The sequence below is a fragment of the Microbacterium phyllosphaerae genome (genome assembly GCF_017876435.1).
Taxonomy (GTDB): domain Bacteria; phylum Actinomycetota; class Actinomycetes; order Actinomycetales; family Microbacteriaceae; genus Microbacterium; species Microbacterium phyllosphaerae.
On sequence record NZ_JAGIOA010000001.1, the window covers coordinates 1281987 to 1301519 of the forward strand.

Sequence of the window (19533 nt, forward strand, 5' to 3'; positions counted from 1 at the left end):
TCAGCGGACGCCGAGCAGGTGCTCGGTCGCGAGCTGCTGCAGTCGGACGAAGCCGAAGCCCTTGCCTCCGAAGTACGAGTTCGCGTCGAACTCCTCGTACGCCGAGCGGTCGGCGAGGAAGTCGTCGTAGGACTCGCCGGGGTTGAGGGTCGGCGTCGAGAGCTCGTCGACCCGGGCGGCGGCGAGCGCCTCCTGCACCTCGGGGTCGGCGCGGAACGCCGCCGCCCGCTCCTTCAGCAGCAGGTAGGTGCGCATGTTCGCGGCCGCCGAGTCCCAGACGCCCTTCTCGTCTTCCGTGCGGCTGGGCTTGTAGTCGAAGTGGCGGGGGCCGTCGTAGGCGGGCACGCCGCCGGGTCCGCCGTTCTCGAGCAGGTCCACGAGCGAGAAGGCGTTGTGCAGGTCGCCGTGACCGAAGACGAGGTCCTGGTCGTACTTGATGCCGCGCTGACCGTTGAGATCGATGTGGAAGAGCTTGCCGTGGAAGAGCGCCTGCGCGATGCCGGCGGTGAAGTTGAGCCCCGCCATCTGCTCGTGACCGACCTCGGGGTTCACGCCGACGAGCTCGGGGCGCTCGAGCGAGTCGATGAACGCGATCGCGTGGCCGAGCGTCGGCAGCAGGATGTCGCCTCGGGGCTCGTTCGGCTTGGGCTCGATCGCGAAGCGGATGTCGTAGCCCTTGTCGGTGACGTAGTCGCCGAGCAGGTTCACGGCCTCGCGGTAGCGCTCGAGGGCCTGACGGATGTCCTTGGCGGAGTCGTATTCGGCGCCCTCGCGGCCGCCCCACATGACGAATGTCTGCGCACCCAGCTCGGCGCCGAGGTCGAGCTGGCGGAAGACCTTGCGCAGCGCGTAGCGACGCACGTCGCGGTCGTTCGAGGTGAAGCCGCCGTCCTTGAAGATCGGTGCGCTGAACAGGTTGGTGGTCACCATCGGCACGACCAGGCCGGTGTCGGCGAGCGCGCCCTTGAGGCGGTCGATCTGCGTCTGGCGCTCGGCGTCGGTCGAACCGAACGCGAACAGGTCGTCGTCGTGGAAGGTCAGGCCGTAGGCGCCGAGCTCGGCGAGCTTCTCGACCGCGTGCACGACGTCGAGGGCGGGGCGGGTCGGGCCGCCGAACGGGTCGGCTCCGTTGTATCCGATCGTCCAGAGGCCGAAGGAGAACTTGTCGTCACGGGTAGGGGTTGGCATGGCTGCTCCTGTGCAGTTCGCGGATAAGTTGTGATTGACAACATATCTCATGACAGAAGATGCGTCCACCCCTTACAGTGAAGGGATGCCGACACCGCCGAGCCCCGCGCTGGGCACCCGCCCGCACAATCTCGCCCGCATCCTGCGGCTCGTGCACGAAGACGGCGCGCAGTCGCGGGCGGCGCTGACCGAAGCGACCGGGCTCAACCGGTCGACGATCGCCGATCTGGTCGCCGAGCTGGTCAGACGTGGTCTCGTCGACGAACGGGTGCCTGATCTCCCCGGCCGCGTGGGGCGCCCCTCGCCCGTGGTGACCGCATCCGCGCGAGTCGTCGCGATCGCGGTGAACCCCGAGGTGGATGCCGTCGAGATCGCCGCGGTCGGCCTCGACCGCAGCATCCTGGTGCGCGAGCGACTGCCGAACGCGAGCGTGCCCTCGCCCGGTGAGGTGACGCAGACGATCGCATCGCGTATCGACGCATGGCGGCAGGGGGTGCTCGCGGATGCACGAATCGAGGCGGTGGGCATCGCCGTGCCCGGTCTCGTCCGGACTTCGGACGGCGTCGTCCGCAACGCCCCGCACCTGGAGTGGCGCGACGTGCCTCTCGCCGACCTCGTACGCACCGCGACCGCAGCGCCGACCTACGTCGACAACGACGCGACCCTCGGGGTGATCGCAGAGCACCGCTACGGCGCGGGCCGGGGAATCGACGACATCGTCTACCTCAACGGCGGGGCCTCGGGCATCGGTGGCGGCCTCATCATCCACGGACGCCCGGTCGCGGGGGCAGGAGGGTATGCGGGGGAGTTCGGGCAGAATCGTCCGCGCATCTCGGCGGACGACGACCGTCGTACCGCCGACGGCGTGCTCGAGACCGAGGTGAGCCGTCGGCTGCTGCTCGAAGCCGTCGGCCTCGACGCCGCCGACGACGAGACGCTCGACGCCGAGCTGACCTCGTCGGAGTCGTCCGCGGTGGCCGACGAGGTCACCCGGCAGGCGCACGTGCTCGCAAGTGCACTGGCCAACGCGGTGAACGTGCTCAACCCGGCGCTCGTCGTGCTCGGCGGATTCCTCGCCACGATCGCCGACCTGCGCACCGAGCAGATCACCGCCGACGTCGGCATGCTCGCGATGTCGGAGAGTGTCGAGGGGCTCGAGATCCGCGCGGCAGCGCTCGGTGCCGACCGGCTCCTCATCGGTGCGGCCGAACTGGCGTTCGCCGAGCTGCTGGCCGATCCGGGGGAGCGCGGCTGATCCGTCGCCGCGACTGATCGCATCCGACGCGGATGATCGGGTGGTGCGGGACGCGCTCGACGGACGATGGTGGGGAAAGGAGGACCTCATGATCGGAATGCTCAACGCCCTGGTCGATCTCGTGGAGGCGGAGGTGTCGGAGATCGACGTCGCCGAGTTCGCCCGCACGCACGGCACGACCGAGTATCACCTTCGGCGCATGTTCTCGGCCCTGGCCGGCATGCCGCTGTCGGAATACGTCCGACGCCGTCGGATGACGCTTGCGGGAGCCGAACTCGTCTCGGGTGCGCCGAACATGCTCGACGTCGCCGTGCGCCATGGCTACAGCTCGACCGAGGCGTTCGGCCGCGCGTTCCGTGCTGTGCACGGGATCAGCACCGCCGACGCACGCCGGGACGGGGGTCCTCTCCGCACACAACCCACGCTCCGGTTCCGCCTGAGCGTCGAAGGGAGTACCCCGATGGACGTCACCATCACCACCATGCCTGAGCTCGTGCTCGTGGGGCATGCCGCACGAGTCCCCCTGATCCATGTCGGAGTCAACCCGCACATCCAGGCTCACATCGCCTCGATCGCGCCGGAGGAGCACGTCAGGCTCAAGCACCTGAGCGACCGAGAGCCCGCGGGGATCCTCGCTGTCACCGGCGACCTTGAACCGGATGCGGCCGAAGGCACGGAGCTGACCTATCTGCACGGAGTCTCCGTGCATCCGACGGCTGCGGTTCCCGATGACCTCGACATCCTCCGGGTCGATGCCGGTCACTGGGCGGTCTTCGCCGCGTCCGGCCCGTTCCCCGAGACCCTGCAGGATCTCTGGGCGGCGACGGCGACCGAATGGTTCCCGTCGAACCCGTGGAGGCTCCGACCGGGCCCCTCGATCGTCCGGTACCTCGAGTTCACGGGCACGCACGCGGCGTGCGAGCTCTGGCTCGCCGTCGAGCAGGACTGACCGTGATCGGGTGGGTGAGGCGTCGTGACGCGCATCACCCACCCGATGTCCGCCGGACGTGCGACACTGTGCGGGCGGCCACGCGCCGCCTCAGGGTGGAGAGAGGACACGGGGATGACCGCGGTCGATCCGAAGAAGTCGCTGGATGCGTATCGCGCGAAGAAGGGCGAGTTCCGCATCCTCGAGGTCCCGGCGATGCAGTACCTGATGATCGACGGCGCGGGAGATCCGAATACGGCGACGGCCTATTCGGATGCCGTCACGGCGCTGTTCCCCCTCGCCTACACGCTCAAGTTCGAGAGCAGGAAGCAGCTCGGGATCGACACCGTCGTGATGCCGTTGGAAGGACTGTGGCACGCACCCGACATGGAGTCGTTCACCACGAGGCGAGACAAGTCCGAGTGGATGTGGACGCTGATGATCATGGTCCCCGACCACGTCACGCGCGTCATGTTCGATGACGCCGTCGATGCCGTGGCCGCGAAGCTCGCGAAGAAGAAGCAGGATTCTCCGGCTCTGCGATCGGTGCGCCTCGAGACCCTCCACGAGGGACTCTGTGTGCAGACCCTGCACGTCGGCTCGTACGACGACGAGGCTCCTGTGCTCGACGATCTGCACCATCGCTTCATCCCCAGCAGCGGCCTCGGCATGACGGGGCTGCATCACGAGATCTACCTCAGCGATGTCCGTCGGGTCGAACCGGCGAAGCTCCGCACCATCCTTCGGCAGCCCGTCGCGCGCATCGGCTGACCTGCCGCGCGTCGGCGCAACCCCCACGGGGCGGTTCGCGTCCGGCGATATCCTTCGAGGATGGGCACCCCGAAAGACGTCGCACGCACGGCGCAGCGTTCTGACGGCTTCCGACGCACGGCTCGCGCGGGGTTCGTGGTCGTCGGGCTCGTCCACATCATCATCGGAGCCCTCGCCGTCTCCATCGCCACGGGCGGAGGAGGGGATGCCGATCAGGACGGCGCGATGCAGGTGATCCGGTCCACACCCGTCGGCGGACTGCTGCTGGGTGGAGTGGCTGCGGGATTGATCGCGCTGGCGGTGTGGGAGGTCACGAGCGGACTGCTCTCCGCCAACCGAGACGACGCCCGCCGCTGGGGGCTGCGACTGAAGATGCTCGGCATCGCCGCCGCCTACCTCGTGATCGCCGGGCTCGCACTCGTGTTCGCCTTCGGAGGAAACATCGAATCCGAGCAGACGATGCAGACCCTCAGCAGAGCGATACTCGCCGCGCCGGGCGGAATCGTCCTGCTCGTCATCCTCGGCCTCAGTGTCGCCGGAGCGGGCGCGGGGTTCTTCGTGATCGGATGCACGCGCGGCTTCGAGAAGACCATGGACATACCGGCGGGGCCGTCTCGCGTCGGCATCGTCGCGCTCGGCAGCGTCGGCTACATCGCGAAGGGGATCGCGATCATGGTGACCGGCTCGCTCTTCGTCGTCGCGGCCTGGACTCAGGACCCCGACAAGGCGGCGGGCCTCGACGGCGCGCTGCGCAGCATCACCGATCTGCCCCTCGGTGAACCTCTGCTGTGGCTGGTCGGTGTGGGCCTCGCCGTCTACGGCGTCTTCTCGATCGTCCGCGCGCGCTTCGCGCGGATGTGACGCGAGGCCTCAGGCACTCGCAGGCTTCTCGCTCCACACCAGCAGGAACACACCGAGTCCGATCATGAGCCCGCCACCCGTGGCGCTCATCGCCTCGATGCGGCGCGGGGATCGACCGAACCACTCGCGCGCGGCGCTCGCCAGCAACACCCAGAGCGCATCGCAGGCGACGCCGATCATGACGACGATCGCCCCGAGCACGAAGAGCTGCATCGGCACCGACCCTGCGTGCAGGTCGACGAACTGAGGAAGGATCGCGAGGAAGAACGCGATCGACTTGGGGTTGGTGACCCCGACGACGAACCCCTCGACCAGCAGACGAGGGCCTGACCTTCGCGGCACGGGCCCGGTCATCGCCTCGGCGGCGTCCCGCCGATGCCGGATGGCCTGGATGCCGAGGTAGATCAGGTAGCCGGCGCCGAGCACCTTCACGATCGTGAAGAGCACGACCGACTGCGCGACGACGGTGCCCACGCCCAGCGCGACGGCGACGACCAGCACGATCGACCCGATCGCCGTGCCCACGATGCTGAGGAACCCGCCGAGCCTGCCGAGGGACATCGCTCGCCCGATCGTGAACAGCACGGTCGGACCCGGGATCACGACCATGATGAACGCCGCGACGACGAAGGTCGTGAGGGTCTCGACGCTGAACATGCTGCGAGCCTAGGGCAGCTCCCACCGAGCCGATCCGAAAAAGTTTCGGCGGGACCGTCATGAAAGCTCCGCGCCGGGGTCTGGGTATGTGACGGGCAGCCTCTGTTGCCTGTATCGCACTGGGGACAACACAAGAACTTCGGGGACAAGGCTCACGCCGACGTCGCTTCGCCGTACGCGGTGGCGCGTCCGGCGTACCGGGATTGGGACACACATGAGCATTCGCTCACTTCACCGCACGACGCCCAGCTCGTCGCGCACAGCGGCCGTGCCGCGCCGACGGGCGTTCACACGCCTTCTCGGCGTGCTCGCCGTCGCCGGTGTGCTCGTCGCAGGAGGCACGCTGGCTCCGAACACGGGCATCACGGCTGCGGCCACCGTTCCCGGGACTCCCGGCACCCCGCAGGCGGGAACGCCGGTGTACACCGAGAACTTCTCGAACCAGAACGCATCTCTCGCCGCCATCAGCCTGCTCAACTACACCGGCGGCGCTGCGGCGGCCAACTCGACGTACACCGCCTCGACGCAGTACCTGCCGGCCGGCAACCAGTGCGACGGCTGGGTCATGAGCAGCGTCACCCCCACCGCGCCCCTCACCGACCTCGGCTGCCTCAACAACGTCGGTACGACGTGGCCCTCTCTTCAGCAGATGGCCACCGCGCTCGGCGTGGCACAGGGGCAGACGGCCGCCCAGGCCACGACGAACCAGGTGCTCACGTCGTACACGAACGCGACGACCGGCGTCATCGCCGCGGGCACCCAGTTCCGCACCGTGAACACCATCCCGGCGGTGGGTGGGCACTACTACGCCGTCTCGGCGTACTTCGCCGCGGTGAACTGCCCGGCCGCCGGACCGAGCGAGCGCTTCAGTCTCATCGTCAACGGGAGCCCGCTCGTCCTGAGCTCCGGCCTGAACCCCTGCAACCCCGCGTCCCCGACGCCGTGGCAGACGCAGACCGCGAAGCTGCAGTCGGCGGCATACATGGTGCCGGTCGGCACCTCCGCCAACCTCGGCCTCGAGCTCTACAACGCGACCGCGACCGGAAACGGCAACGACGTGGCCTTCGATCTCCCGCAGATCGTGGACGTCACGCCCCAGCTCGACAAGTCGTTCAGCCCGACCGTGATCCTGAACGGCGCGACGTCGAAGATGACGCTGACCGTCACCAACACGAGCGACCTGATGGCCAAGACCGACTGGTTCATCACCGACGCGCTGCCGGCGAACCTCAAGATCGCCGCAGCGCCCAACGTCGGTGGCACCTGCGTGCAGCGCGCGGGCGCGGCGTACGCGGTGACAGCCCCGGCCGGTGGAACCTCGGTCTCGGTCACCGGCGGTGACCTCGCGCTCGGCGCGGCCTCCTGCACGATCACGGTCGATGTGACCTCGACGGTCAACGGCACGTACATCAACGGTCCGGCGAACATCACCACGAACCTCAACCCGCCGGCCAACGCGTCGCTCGAGGTGATCCAGCCGTCGATCGACATCGTCAAGCGCATCACCGCGGTCAACGGTGTCGCCGTCACCAGCGACACCGACCCGGACAAGGTGTACAGCAAGGTCGGGGACGTCATCACCTACTCCTTCGTGGCGACCAACACGACTCCCAAAGCCGCGACCAATACGACGCTCAACACGAACCTCAGCAACGTGCGCATCACCGAGGACGCTTTCTCGGGTGTCGGCGACATGACGACGCTGTCGTGCACCCCGGCACAGGGATCCACGCTCGCCAGCGGGGCCACGATGACCTGCACGGCGACCTACGTGGTGCAGCAGACCGACCTCGACAACGCACCGCTGACCAACGTCGCACGCGCCACCGGAACACCGGCGGTCGGGCCCGATGTCACCGACACGGATGACGAGATCATCCCGGCCGTATGGACTCCCACCATCGTGCTCGACAAGACCGCGTCGGTCGTCGACGTCGACCACGACGGAGTGACCGGGCTCGGTGATCACATCATGTACGCCTTCGACGTGACCAACACCGGCAACGTGACGGTCGCGAACATCACCGTGATCGACGACCGGCTCACGCAGCGGAACATCACCGTCACCTGCACTCCGACCACGATCGCGCCGACCCAGATCGCGCACTGCGTCGCCAACGCGCCCTACGTCATCACCCAGGCCGACGTCGACGCGAAGAAGGTCGTCAACACGGCCTACTCGACGGGCAAGGACCCCGACGGCGGACCGGTTCGGTCGAACGACGACAGCACCCAGACCCCCATCGAGCCCTTCCGCATCCCGCTGAAGATCGAGAAGGTCGGCGAATCCTCCGCCGACACGTGGGTGCGGATGGACGGATCCTCGTTCGCGGTGCTCGCAGACGCGAACGGAGCCCCGGGCGCCGCCCTCCCGTTCACGATCAAGGACGTCGAGACCGGACTGTTCCAGATCGACAGCATCCCGGCGGGCACGTACTGGCTGAGCGAGCTGACCGCACCAGACGGATTCAGCCTGCTCGCAGCTCCGGTGAAGTTCATCATCAACGCCGACCGCACCGTGAGCATCGTCTCGGGTGGCGACGCCGCCGTGACCGCTGCGGGCCAGATCATCACCGTGCACGACGTGCCGGCGATGAACCTGCCGACCACCGGAGGGACGGGGCCGCTGCCCTACATCCTCGCCGGTTCCCTGACCGTGCTCATCGCCGGCGGACTCGCCTTCCGGATCCGTCGTCGTCATGCCCGCGCCGATGCGCACGACCCGCAGAGCTGATCTGCACCTCCTGACCCCCATCACCTGAAACCGCCAGGGCGACCTGGCCACCGAGAGAGAGACACAGTGAACAATCCGAACACCTGGCGCGGCTCCCGCGTCCCGGCAGGCCTGCTCGTCGCAGGCGTCGCCGCCCTGACCCTGGCCGCACCGGCGAGCGCTGCGACCCCGAACCTCGTCGACCCCGACGCCACCGGCTCGCTGACGATCCACAAGTTCGAGGCTCCCGAGACGCCGACCGGTCTTCCGAACGACGGCACCGAGCAGAACGTCGCCCTGGCTCCTCTGCCCGGCGTCGGCTTCACGGTCTACAAGGTCGACACGATCGACCTCACGAGCAACCAGGGATGGGTCGACGCGAACGACCTCGCAGACCTCGCTCCCGACAGCGTCGCCGACATCACGGCGGCCGGCTACACGGCCAGTGCCGTCGGCGGTCAGACCCTGACCGACGCGAACGGCGAGATCGCCCTCGCGAACCTCGACCTCGGTCTGTACTTCGTGGTCGAGACGGCACCGCTGAGCGGATCGACCGCGGTCGCCCCGTTCCTCGTCACGGTGCCGCTGACCGACCCGGCGTCTGACGACAACTGGCTCTACGACGTGCACGTGTACCCGAAGAACGCTCTGACCAGCGCGACCAAGACGGTCGAGGACTCAGAAGACGTCAAGCTCGGCGACGACATCGACTACACGATCACGACCGACATCCCGAACGTCGCGACGATCGACGGCTACAAGATCGTCGACACGCTCGATGCCAAGCTCGACTACGTCAGCGCAGCCGTCACGCTCGTCGACGGCACCCCGCTGGCAGCGACCGACTACACGGTCGTGCACGATGCCGCGACGAACGCCGTCACCGTCGAGTTCACCGCGTCGGGCCTCGCTGTCCTCGCCGCTCACCCGACCACCCAGGTGCAGGTCGTGCTCACGGCCGAGGTCAACACGGTCGGCGAGATCGCCAACACCGCGGTGCTGTACCCGAACCTCGGCTCCTACACGGTCGCCCCGGGCCAGCCCGGCGGCCCCACGGTCACCCCTGAGGTCATCACCAAGTGGGGCGACATCACGGTCGAGAAGACCGACAAGGCCGGCGCTCCGCTGACCGGTGCGGTGTTCTCGGTGTACCCGACGCAGCAGGACGCGATCGACGGCACCAACGCCATCGCACTCGGCGGATCGACCGACTTCGCGGTCGCCGCTGACGGCACCGTGACCATCTCGGGTCTGCGCTACTCCGACTGGGCCGACAACGCCGCTGTCGCCGTCGGCGACGACGGATACCAGACCTACTGGCTCGCCGAGACCGTCGCACCTGACGGATTCGAGCTGCTCGCAGCGCCGATCGAGTTCACCGTCACCGCGGCCACCACGGCCGTCGGAGTCGACCTCGAGGTCGTCAACGTCCCCTCGAACGCGGGCTTCAAGCTCCCGCTGACCGGTGGCGCCGGAACGACCCTGTTCCTCGCCGGTGGCATCCTGCTCCTGGCCGGAGCCGTGCTCCTCGCTATCCGCAGCCGTCGCAAGGCGAACGCCGAGGCGTAAGCCGAAGACCGGCCGTGCGGGGGAGGTGTTGAGGTCCCTTCCCCCGCACGGCCCATTCGTGTCCGCACCACATCCGCACACATCCGCCCCACCTCCACTTCTCATTCACTCGGAGAGCTCCGCATGACCCTCATCGACGCATCCGCTCCGGATGCCCGCACGACGCCTCCCGCACGTGTCCGCGCGCGGCGCGCGCGCTGGGGGTGGAGCCAGACGATCGTCATGCTCATCGCCACGATCGGAATCGTCGTGCTGGTCTACCCGACTGCTGCGTCATGGTTCTCGGCATGGAGTCACGACACCGACGTCGACGGGTACGTGCAGTCCGTCGAGCAGGTCCCCGACGAGGCGATCACGCGGATGCTCGCGGATGCGAAGACCTACAACGAGAACCTTCCGACCGGGCCGCTGCGCGATCCGTACGCGCTCGGAGCCGACGGCCAGCAGACCGCGATCGGCGAGGGAGCCGCTGCCTACTTCGACACCCTGAACCCCGACGGCACCGACGCGATGGCGCGTGTGCGGATCCCCAAGATCCACGTCGACCTGCCGATCTTCCACGGAACGAGCGAAGACACCCTCGCACGAGGGGTGGGCCATCTCTACGGATCGTCGCTCCCCGTCGGCGGACCGGGGACGCACACGGTGCTCACCGGACACAACGGGTTCGTGCAGGCGACCCTGTTCGATGACATCGACGAACTCGTCGAGGGCGACGTCATCGTCGTCACGACCCTGGGCGAAGACCTCTACTACGAGGTCGACCAGACCATGACCGTGCTTCCGGACGACACCGAGGCGCTCCGCCAGGTGCCGGGCAAGGACTACCTCACGCTCGTGACATGCACCCCCACCGGGGTCAACACGCACCGCCTGCTGGTGCGCGCGGAGCGCGTCGACGCCCCCTCCGACGCATCGGCCGTCACCACGATCGACGACGCGACCGGGCCGGCGGGGTTCCCGTGGTGGGCGCTGCTCGTCGTCGGGGTTCCTGCCCTCACGGCCATCATCGTCATGCCGCGTCGTCCTCGCGATCGGCGCTCGCGGCGCCGCGCGACCCACGTCGAGGGAATGCCGGCATCGTGACGGCCCGCATCGTGACGGACGGCATGGTGACGGCCCGCATGCCTGCGGAGGACGCCGAAGCGAGCCGAGTCGACGGAAGCGTCGGTCGGGCTCCGATCTCCGAGCCGGAACCCGTGCCGCGACGGCGCCGACGACGGGTGGGACTGCTCGCATGCAGCATCCTGCTCGTCGGTGTCGGGATCGCCTTCCTCACCGCGTCGATCTTCGCGCCCGCCATGGTCGACAGGGTGACCGGAGACATCAAGGTCAGCGTGCAGAAGCAGCTGCAGCAGATCTTCGCCCCCGATGAGCTGCCGGTGATCCGGCTCGGCGCAGAAGGCGGCATGGTCGAGTTGGACCACTGCGACGGCACGTTCACCGAGATGATCAGCTACCGGATCGACGGCGTCCCACCTCTCTTCGCCGCGCACAACAACTGCGGGGGCGACGTCATCCTCGGGTGGGAGATCGGTCAGCGTGTCAGGGTCGACGGTTCCGACGTCGTCTACGAGGTCGTAGAGGAGCGGCACACGCCCAAATGGTCGAATGTCGAAGAGCTGGTCGGAATGTCCGGCGAGTTCATGGTGCAGACCTGCTTCTACGGCGAGAACAAGATGCGCTTCCTCGCCCTCGCGCCCGTGGGCACGCCGTCCGACGCCGGCTGATGAACCCCGGCGCAGCGAATTTCCGGGCGATTCGTCACGATTCTCGGTCGTTAGGGTCTTGTAAGTATGGCCATCGGCCTTGCGTCGGTTTCCCGGCCGACGCGCCGCTTCGCGAGACTCGTCCACTCCCCGGCCGACTCACGCACTGCGGAATCGACCCTTACGAGAGTCGGAGGGACGAGGCACCCCCAAAGCCTCGTCCCTCACCCGCCACGAAGGCGCCGGCCTCTCGGTGGATGCCCCTTCTCTCCGGAGCAGCATGAACCATACGACCCCCCTCGACGGTGACGACGAACTGCCGACCGAACCGGCTGACGATGAGATCATCAGCGCCGTGCGCGGTGGCGACATCGGGGACTTCGCGCTCCTGTGGCGGCGACACGTGGCCGCCGCCCGTCGTGCCGCCCGCGCCATCTCTCCCTCCGCGGATCCCGACGACCTCGTGAGCGAGGCGTTCGCGTCGATCCTGCGGGTGACGAAGGCGGGTGGCGGCCCGAGCGACGCCTTCCGCCCTTACCTCCTCGCGACGCTGCGCAACACCGCCGCTCGATGGTCGAGAGGGGCGGGGATGCTCTCGATCGAGGTCGTGTCAGAGCTCGAGCTGGCTCCCGAAGGCAACGACCCGATCGAGCGGATCTCCGAGCGGTCGAGCGTCGCGGCCGTCTTCGGCACGCTGTCGGCTCGGCACCGGACGCTGCTCTGGTATCTCGAGGTCGAGGGCATGAAGCCACGCGAACTCGCGCCGCTCATGGGAATCACACCGAATGCGGTGTCGGCGCTCGCGCTCCGTGCCCGCGACAGCTTCCGCCGGGCGTGGTTGGAGGCGCACATCCACGACCCTTCGCGTTCCGACGACTGCCGCTGGTTCTGCGAGCGAGTCGTGACGCAGCGAGAGCGTCGTCTGCGTGGTGACGACGCCGTTCGATTCCGGGCGCACATGAGCACCTGCCGTGGATGTCAGCTCGTCGCGGCCGAGATCGACACGGTGTCTCAGCGGCTCCGCACGGTTCTTCCCGCGGCTCTCCTGGGTGGAGTCGCGGCGGGGCTGTACCCCGACTACGACGCGGCGTCGGCGGACGACTTCCCGGATGCGGAGCCGTGGTCGGAGCTCGTGACGTCAGGCTCGTCCGCGTCGGCCGCGCACGCCCTGTCGATACCCACCGTCACGGCGCTGACCGAGGGCGTCGGCCTCGCCTCGCATGTTGCCGCATCCGTCGCCGTGTCGGTGGGTGGGTGGGCGGCTCTCGTCGCCGCCACGGTGGTCGCGGCCGGGGCGGTCGTCGTCGCCGGCGCGCTGCTCGTCGTGCCCGCCCCCGAGGCGACCGGTGATGCCTCGTCGATCATCGAGACGCAGCTGCCGGCCGAGGAGCATCCCGCGGGCGGCCACGCTCCGGATCCGGCCGAGGTCACACCGCTTCCCTCCCCGTCTCCCGTGATGCCGGACACGCCGGACACCCGCGACGTATCGTCGGTCCTGGTCATGCGCGGCGATCCCGATCTCGGCGGCGCACCCGCATCGCCGGCTCCGGTGGCGTCGCCCGGGCCCGTGGCGTCGGAGCTCACGACGGAGCCGGGCGGATCATCGTCGCCCGGCACCGGCACCGGCACCGGCACCGGCACCGGCACCGGCACCGGCACCGGTACCGGTACCGGCACCGACTCGAACGTCGACGCCTCGTCCCTCGACGGCCACGTCTTCGGCATCACGCGGTCGATCCCCGCTGGCACGCGAGTGCCCCCTCGCATCGAGGGGACGGGTACTCCGGGGTCGCGCATCACGGCGTTCGACGAGAACGGCGAGCCCCTCGACGCCGCGACGGTCGATGACGACGGCGAGTTCGTGCTCGATGTGTCGGGCGATCGCGTGCATCAGGGAATGACCGTGCGGGTGCAGCAGCATGACCCGCGCACCGGGATGACCGAGTGGGCAGACGGCATGGGCCCGCTGGTGTTCGCGGTCCCGGACGTGGCGATCGGCGACCCCGACCTGTGTCGGCTGCCATCCGAACTCGGCGGGGCCTGTCTGAGCCTCCGTGCAGAGCGCGGAGCCTGGGTCGAGTTCTTCGACGCGCAGGGGCGGTCGCAGGTGATCCTGATGCCTCCGGCGACCGCGGCGTCCGGGCGGGTCGACCTGGGTGTCGCAGCGCCCATCGTCGCGGCCCGGTACGTCGACCCGTCGACGGGGCGCTCCGGAGTGACGGTCTCGTTGCCGGAGGCCGTCGGATGATGCATCAGGCGGATCCGCGCGACGCGACGGACAGTCGCAGCCACAGCCACAGGCGCGTATCCGGCGAATCGAGATCGATCCCCAGGTCGTTGCGCACGACGTCGAGGCGATACCGCACGGTGTTCTGGTGAACGTGCAGAGCGGTGGCCGTCTCCCGAACGCTGCCGAGATGATCGAGGTAGATGCGCATGGTCCGAGAGAGGTCGGTTCCCTGCGCGGCATCGTGCTCGGCGAGGATGCTCGCGGAGTCGCCGACGGCCGCGTCGAGTCCTTCGATCAGGTCGGTGACCTGCAGGATCGCCAGGCGGTCGCGCATCTCGTGGAACGTGGCGATGCGGACCTGCCTGTGTCGATCACCCGATATCGGCGAGGCCATCAGTACGCCTGCGGTGGCGCCCGCCTCGCGGTGGGACCTGGCGATGCCGTTGATGTCGTACGCGCGGGTGCCGATCCCGGCGAGCAGCGCGGCGTCGGTGCGGATGACCGAGTGGGCGAACGTGTGGGCTCGCGCCGCGATCGATCCGGGGATCAGAGTCACCACCTGCGTTCCGATGACGGCGCTGTGCGAGCCGGGGAAGGCGGCGCTCGACACGCTGGTCGCCAGATGCAGCAGACGGTGCAGGCCGCGCATCGCATCGACCCCGTCGAACGTGTCCACCCGGAAGCACACGATCGTGCAGCCGGCCTCGGGGCGGATGAGCAGCTGCGACGCCGCGCTGCGGGCGTGGCGTTCGTCTTCGAGAAGAGTGCGCAGGAGGCTCGAATTGCGTTGATCTCGATCGGCGGCGTCCTCCCGGGCCCGAAGCAGGTGCTGCGCGGCGATCGGCTCCATCTCCTCGAGCAGTCGCTGGGTGCGCGCCGAGAGCGACGGATCGACCTGGATCACCCACAGAGAGCCGAGGAGCTCACCGGACGCCCGCACGGCGATGCCGACCCGGCCGAACTGATCGGTGTCGGACGGGAAGTGCCGGGCATCGTGAGCGCGAAGCAGCGACTGGTACTCGACGTCGGACGAGATGGGGATCTCCTCCTGCAGCAGCAGTGTCGTGCGTCTCCTGACGTCGTCGATGGGCTGTTCGCTGTGTGTGGAGTAGCCGACGACCTGACCGGTGGCGTCGACGACGCTGACCGCGCCGTCCGCCAGAGTCGCGAGTGCATTGGCGAGGCCGAAGAGGTCGCCCATCCGCACTCCGGTGACATGCCCGATCGAGTGGGCGCTGAGCAGCGATCTGAGGATGTCCGCGAGCTGTGCCCAGTCGCCGTCGAGGTGGCGGAGCACGGGGAGGGAACGCTCCCAGTCGGGGTGCTCGCCGGACGGGGTCGCGTCCTCCGTGCGGCGGGCGACCAGCGCGGCAGCCCCTGCGGCAGCGAGAGCGGTGGCCAGCGCAGGCAGATCGGTCGGGGCCACCCCGGCCGCGAGCACGATGCGATCGCGATAGTCGGCCACGTCGACCGCCGGATCGTAGAAGTCCACCCCGGTGAACGTGGTCGCGGTGGCCTCGGCGTCGCCGGACGACGACGAGAGAGCACCGTCGCCGACGAGCAGGGCATCGCGCAATGTCGGTGAACTGTCGTCGGGAGGATCCAAAGGTACATCCATGGAAACTTCTCCATTCGAGGAAGGCAACTCTCATAGCAATCTACATATCGGTCAGATCGGTTGCCCGTAAGACTGAGAGTACGAGGTCGAAGGGGCACCTCGTGAGAAATCCGACCATCGCTCGCATTTCCCGTGCCGATGGACTCCGGGCACCGTCGCCCCGACAGGACACTCCTATGAACAGCACTCACGCTTTCCGGCGCCGGTCGATGACGACCGTCGCCATGCTCGGCGCGGCGATCCTGCTCGGCGGCTGCGCGGCACAGGGCACGACCGAGCCGCCCGCGGACGAGATCACGATGAAGCCGGTCGCCGACGCCGTCGCGCTCCTTCCGGACGCCCTGCAGGACGGGGGGACGCTGCGTGTCGCCATCCCGACGAACGAGCCGCCCACGCAGTTCTATCGCGAGGGCACGCAGGAGATGACGGGGATCAACCCGGACATCGCGCGACTGATCGCCGGGGCGCTCGGCCTCGATCTCGAGATCGATGTGACCACGTTCGACACGATCATCCCCGGCATGAGCGCCGGTCGCTACGACCTCACCGTGTCATCCATGACGCCGACGGAGGAGCGCATGAAGCAGCTCGACTTCGTCGACTACGTGCAGATGGGAAGCGCGCTCGCCGTGCCCACGGGCAATCCTCAGGACCTCTCCTTCGACGGGCTCTGCGGCAAACGCGTGGCTGTGCTCAAGGGGTCGTATCAGCTCACCGTGAACGTCCCCGGCCTCGACCAGGCCTGCCAGGATGCGGGGGAGAAGCCGCTCGACATCCTGCAGTTCCAGGACACGAGGCAGGCCGTCTCGGCGCTGTTGAGCGACCGTGCCGATGTCGTCTACGCGGATTCGCCGATCCTCGGGTACGCCGTGTCGCAGGACTCGAAGCTCGAGGTCGGAGACGAGAACGACTTCGCGCCCGTCGCCGTCGGCATCCCCCACGACGCGGGCACTCTCGATGCGATCGCCGCCGCTCTCGACGCGGTCATCGCCTCGCCCGAGTACGAGAAGCTCCTCGCCGACTACGGCCTCGAGTCGATGGCCGTCACCGACGCCCGTGTCAACGTGGCGCAGGGCTGACCCGATGACCACGATCGATCAGGGTGCCTCCCCGGGGGGAGAGCCCGCAGGCGATGTCACCGGGCTTCAGCGCACGCTCACCTCGCTGGAGGTCCACAAGAGGCGCCGGTTCGGCATCCTCATCGGTGGCGCTCTGTTCTGCCTCTTCGTCGTCTTCTTCCTGATCGACGTCGCCACGAATCCGCGGTTCGGCTGGCCCGTCGTGGGCGCCTACCTCTTCGATCCGCAGGTGCTGCAGGGCATGCTGCTGACCCTCATCCTGACGGTCGTCTCGATGACGGCAGGCATCATCCTCGGTGTGGTCCTCGCCATCATGCGGGTCTCGGGCAACCCCGTGTTCGCCGGGGTGAGCGGTGTCTACGTCTGGTTCTTCCGCGGCACCCCGCTGCTGGTTCAGCTCATCTTCTGGTACAACATCGCAGCCCTCTACCCGGTCATCGCCTTCGGCCTGCCGTTCGGCGGCCCGAGCATCGTCCTGGGGTCGGCCAACGTCCTGATCACCCCGCTCGGCGCGGCCCTGCTGGGGCTGTCCTTGAACGAGGCGGCGTATATGGCCGAGATCATCCGCAGTGGCATCTCGTCGGTCGACGAGGGCCAGCTGGATGCGGGACGAGCGCTCGGCATGACCCGATCGAAGCTGCTGCGCCGTGTGGTGCTGCCGCAGGCGATGCGGGTGGTCATCCCGCCCACGGGCAACCAGGTGATCTCGATGCTGAAGGGCACGTCGCTCGTCAGTGTGCTCGCGATCTCCGATCTGCTGTACGCGGTGCAGTCCATCTACTCCCTCAACTACGAGGTCATCCCGCTGCTTCTCGTCGCATGCATCTGGTATCTGGTGCTGACCACCGTGCTCAGCATCGTGCAGTCCCGGCTCGAGGAGCGATACGGGCGAGGCTTCACACCGCGGCGGGTCGTGCGGGTCAAGAAGACGAAGGAGCCGGTCGCATGACGCGCAACATGGTCGAGATCCGCGGGGTGCGCAAGGCCTTCGGCCACAACACCGTGCTCAAGGACGTCTCGCTGCAGATCCCCACGGGGTCGGTGACGTGCCTGATCGGCCCCAGCGGGTCGGGCAAGACCACGCTGCTGCGATGCGTGAACCGGCTCGAGACCGTGGACGCGGGCATCATCCTCGTCGACGGCGAGCTCGTCGGGGCCACGCGCCATCGTGGGCGGCTGCTCGAGGCCAAGGAGTCCGCGATCGCGAAGACGAGGCGTCACACCGGAATGGTGTTCCAGCGATTCAACCTCTTCCCGCACCGCACCGTGCTCGAGAACGTGATCGAGGGGCCGACCCAGGTGCTGGGGCGTCCGCGCGCTGACGTCGTGAACGAGGCGATGGTGCTCCTCGAGCGGGTCGGTCTGGCCGACAAGGCGGTGTCGTACCCGCAGGAGCTCTCGGGCGGACAGCAGCAGCGCATCGCGATCGCCAGGGCGCTCGCGATGAAGCCGAAGCTGATGCTCTTCGACGAACCGACCTCGGCACTCGACCCCGAACTGGTCGGAGAAGTCCTCGCCGTCATGCGCGACCTCGCCGATGAGGGCATGACGATGATGGTCGTCACTCACGAGCTCGGCTTCGCCCGAGAGGTCAGCGATCAGGTCGTCTTCATGGCCGACGGGGTCGTCGTCGAGAGCGGAGCGCCCGACGAGGTCCTCGCTCGACCGCAGCACGAGCGCACCCAGGCGTTCCTCTCCCGAATCCTGCACTGACCCATACCTCACAGGAGCACGACGTGCACAACATCCACAGCATCGAAGACCTCAGGAACCGCGCCCGCCGACGGCTGCCGGCCATGGTGTTCGACTTCATCGAAGGCGGGGCTCTGGACGAGCTCACCCTTCGACGCAATCGTGAGGCACTCGACGCCCACCTGCTCACCCAGCGGGTGCTCGTCGACACCTCGCAGCGCCACGCGACGACCAGCATCCTCGGAACCCGACTCGACCTTCCCCTGGTCGTCTCCCCCATGGGTCTCCTGACGGTGTGCCACCCCGACGCCGACGTGGCCATCGCGCGGGCAGCCGCGACCGCAGGAAGTGTCTTCGTGCACAGTCCGTGGTCCGGCTGCTCGCTCGAAGAGGTGACCGATGCCGCGCCGGGGCGCGTGTGGGCTCAGATCGCCTTCTGGAACGATGCCGCAGAGACCAGACGTCACATCGATCGTGCCCAGGTGCTGGGAATCGACACGCTCGTGGTCGCCGGAGACGTGGCCGTGTCGAGCAAGCGCGACCGAGACCTCAGGCATGGGACGGGGATGCCGCCACGGCCGCCCCTGCGCGACGTCGTCAACACGGCGCTCCACCCCGGCTGGGTCTTGCGCTGGCTCCTCGGGCGTTCTATGACGTGGGGGAACTACCGCATCGACGGGAGGGCCATCCGCATGCGCGAGATGGAGGCGTGGATGGAGCGCAACGAGAACCAGACGGCGACGTGGGATGACATCGCCCGACTTCGCAGCAGCTGGACGGGGAACATCGTCGTCAAGGGCGTCATGACACCCGAGGACTCGCGCCTCGCGATCGAGCACGGCGCCGACGGGGTCTTCGTCTCGAACCACGGAGGTCGACAGTTCGACAGCCAGCAGGCCACGATCGAGGCACTCCCAGGGGTCGTCGATGCGGTCGACGGACGGGCGGCGGTGATCGTCGACGGCGGCGTACGACGAGGATCCGACATCGCGAAGGCGCTGTCCCTCGGGGCCGACGCCGCCGCGGCCGGTCGCCCGTTCGCGCTCGGATTGGCGGCGGCGGGCCAGGCCGGGGTCGATCGCGCGTTCGAGGTGCTCCACGACGAGCTCCTGACGGTCATGGGCTTCCTCGGTGTGACGCGCGTCGACGAGATGCCCTGCACCCTCGTGGATTCGACGGGGCTGCGTCTCGAGGCCGCGGTCGCAGCGATCGAGGCGTCGCAGTGAGCACCGTCGCAGGGGCCGCTGCGTTCGGCGCGGGGGA

At 68.4% G+C, this 19533-nt stretch carries 16 protein-coding genes; 13 read left to right on the plus strand and 3 right to left on the minus strand.

What is annotated here, in order from left to right; translation table 11 throughout:
• On the minus strand, positions 1–1188 hold the full coding sequence (gene xylA / locus JOF42_RS05975; protein ID WP_210097024.1) for a xylose isomerase: 1188 nt from the start codon (positions 1186–1188) through the stop codon (positions 1–3).
• A gap of 85 nt (positions 1189–1273) precedes the next feature.
• Between xylA and JOF42_RS05980 the strand changes: the two genes are divergently transcribed.
• The 4 genes from JOF42_RS05980 to JOF42_RS05995 all read left to right on the plus strand — a co-directional run bounded on the left by JOF42_RS05980 (position 1274) and on the right by JOF42_RS05995 (position 5003).
• Positions 1274–2443, plus strand: a complete 1170-nt coding sequence (locus JOF42_RS05980; RefSeq protein WP_210097025.1) for an ROK family transcriptional regulator — start codon at positions 1274–1276, stop codon at positions 2441–2443.
• Positions 2444–2531: 88 nt separating this feature from the next.
• A complete protein-coding gene (locus tag JOF42_RS05985) occupies positions 2532–3392 on the plus strand; it encodes an AraC family transcriptional regulator (protein ID WP_210097026.1) in 861 nt (286 codons plus the stop codon).
• 114 nt (positions 3393–3506) lie between these two features.
• Positions 3507–4142, plus strand: a complete 636-nt coding sequence (locus tag JOF42_RS05990; protein ID WP_210097027.1) for a GyrI-like domain-containing protein — start codon at positions 3507–3509, stop codon at positions 4140–4142.
• Positions 4143–4202: 60 nt separating this feature from the next.
• A complete protein-coding gene (locus tag JOF42_RS05995; RefSeq protein WP_210097028.1) occupies positions 4203–5003 on the plus strand; it encodes a DUF1206 domain-containing protein in 801 nt (266 codons plus the stop codon).
• A 9-nt stretch (positions 5004–5012) separates the two neighbouring features.
• Here the strand turns inward: JOF42_RS05995 and JOF42_RS06000 are convergent, their stop codons facing one another.
• Positions 5013–5660, minus strand: coding sequence for a LysE family translocator (locus JOF42_RS06000; protein ID WP_210097029.1), 648 nt, complete (start codon positions 5658–5660; stop codon positions 5013–5015).
• A gap of 214 nt (positions 5661–5874) precedes the next feature.
• Between JOF42_RS06000 and JOF42_RS06005 the strand changes: the two genes are divergently transcribed.
• The 5 genes from JOF42_RS06005 to JOF42_RS06025 all read left to right on the plus strand — a co-directional run bounded on the left by JOF42_RS06005 (position 5875) and on the right by JOF42_RS06025 (position 13899).
• Complete coding sequence (locus JOF42_RS06005; protein WP_210097030.1) at positions 5875–8394, plus strand: prealbumin-like fold domain-containing protein; 2520 nt, start codon at positions 5875–5877, stop codon at positions 8392–8394.
• Between the two features lie 66 nt (positions 8395–8460).
• On the plus strand, positions 8461–9942 hold the full coding sequence (locus JOF42_RS06010; protein WP_210097031.1) for a SpaH/EbpB family LPXTG-anchored major pilin: 1482 nt from the start codon (positions 8461–8463) through the stop codon (positions 9940–9942).
• A 123-nt stretch (positions 9943–10065) separates the two neighbouring features.
• Positions 10066–11028 (plus strand): class C sortase, encoded by a 963-nt coding sequence (locus JOF42_RS06015; RefSeq protein ID WP_210097032.1) that lies wholly within the window; start codon positions 10066–10068, stop codon positions 11026–11028.
• The gene (locus JOF42_RS06020) at positions 11025–11672 is read left to right on the plus strand and encodes a hypothetical protein (RefSeq protein WP_210097033.1); all 648 of its coding nucleotides are present in this window, start codon (positions 11025–11027) and stop codon (positions 11670–11672) included. The genes JOF42_RS06015 and JOF42_RS06020 overlap by 4 nt, the downstream gene beginning before the upstream one ends.
• A gap of 259 nt (positions 11673–11931) precedes the next feature.
• Positions 11932–13899 carry a sigma-70 family RNA polymerase sigma factor gene (locus tag JOF42_RS06025; protein WP_210097034.1) on the plus strand — a complete coding sequence of 656 codons (1968 nt, stop codon included), beginning with the start codon at positions 11932–11934 and terminating at the stop codon, positions 13897–13899.
• Positions 13900–13903: 4 nt separating this feature from the next.
• Here the strand turns inward: JOF42_RS06025 and JOF42_RS06030 are convergent, their stop codons facing one another.
• A complete protein-coding gene (locus tag JOF42_RS06030; RefSeq protein ID WP_210097035.1) occupies positions 13904–15499 on the minus strand; it encodes a PucR family transcriptional regulator in 1596 nt (531 codons plus the stop codon).
• Between the two features lie 176 nt (positions 15500–15675).
• On the opposite strand from JOF42_RS06030, the gene JOF42_RS06035 reads away from it, so the two are divergent.
• Genes JOF42_RS06035 through JOF42_RS06050 form a run of 4 tightly spaced genes read left to right on the plus strand, consistent with a single transcriptional unit; the run spans position 15676 to position 19496 of the window.
• Entirely contained in the window at positions 15676–16578 is a 903-nt protein-coding gene (locus tag JOF42_RS06035; RefSeq protein ID WP_210097036.1) for a transporter substrate-binding domain-containing protein, read from the plus strand.
• A 4-nt stretch (positions 16579–16582) separates the two neighbouring features.
• A complete protein-coding gene (locus tag JOF42_RS06040) occupies positions 16583–17527 on the plus strand; it encodes an amino acid ABC transporter permease (RefSeq protein WP_210097037.1) in 945 nt (314 codons plus the stop codon).
• Complete coding sequence (locus JOF42_RS06045; protein WP_281070713.1) at positions 17524–18291, plus strand: amino acid ABC transporter ATP-binding protein; 768 nt, start codon at positions 17524–17526, stop codon at positions 18289–18291. Before JOF42_RS06040 ends, JOF42_RS06045 begins: the two co-directional genes overlap by 4 nt.
• Positions 18292–18314: 23 nt before the next feature.
• Complete coding sequence (locus tag JOF42_RS06050; RefSeq protein ID WP_210097038.1) at positions 18315–19496, plus strand: alpha-hydroxy acid oxidase; 1182 nt, start codon at positions 18315–18317, stop codon at positions 19494–19496.
• Positions 19497–19533 lie beyond the last annotated feature (37 nt).

Bases quoted from the DNA above. Each gene is read 5' to 3' on its own strand.
- xylA (WP_210097024.1), bottom strand. From the start codon at position 1,188: ATGCCAACCCCTACCCGTGACGACAAGTTCTCCTTCGGCCTCTGGACG.
- JOF42_RS05980 (WP_210097025.1), top strand. From the start codon at position 1,274: ATGCCGACACCGCCGAGCCCCGCGCTGGGCACCCGCCCGCACAATCTC.
- JOF42_RS05985 (WP_210097026.1), top strand. From the start codon at position 2,532: ATGATCGGAATGCTCAACGCCCTGGTCGATCTCGTGGAGGCGGAGGTG.
- JOF42_RS05990 (WP_210097027.1), top strand. From the start codon at position 3,507: ATGACCGCGGTCGATCCGAAGAAGTCGCTGGATGCGTATCGCGCGAAG.
- JOF42_RS05995 (WP_210097028.1), top strand. From the start codon at position 4,203: ATGGGCACCCCGAAAGACGTCGCACGCACGGCGCAGCGTTCTGACGGC.
- JOF42_RS06000 (WP_210097029.1), bottom strand. From the start codon at position 5,660: ATGTTCAGCGTCGAGACCCTCACGACCTTCGTCGTCGCGGCGTTCATC.
- JOF42_RS06005 (WP_210097030.1), top strand. From the start codon at position 5,875: ATGAGCATTCGCTCACTTCACCGCACGACGCCCAGCTCGTCGCGCACA.
- JOF42_RS06015 (WP_210097032.1), top strand. From the start codon at position 10,066: ATGACCCTCATCGACGCATCCGCTCCGGATGCCCGCACGACGCCTCCC.
- JOF42_RS06025 (WP_210097034.1), top strand. From the start codon at position 11,932: ATGAACCATACGACCCCCCTCGACGGTGACGACGAACTGCCGACCGAA.
- JOF42_RS06030 (WP_210097035.1), bottom strand. From the start codon at position 15,499: ATGGATGTACCTTTGGATCCTCCCGACGACAGTTCACCGACATTGCGC.
- JOF42_RS06035 (WP_210097036.1), top strand. From the start codon at position 15,676: ATGAACAGCACTCACGCTTTCCGGCGCCGGTCGATGACGACCGTCGCC.
- JOF42_RS06040 (WP_210097037.1), top strand. From the start codon at position 16,583: ATGACCACGATCGATCAGGGTGCCTCCCCGGGGGGAGAGCCCGCAGGC.
- JOF42_RS06045 (WP_281070713.1), top strand. From the start codon at position 17,524: ATGACGCGCAACATGGTCGAGATCCGCGGGGTGCGCAAGGCCTTCGGC.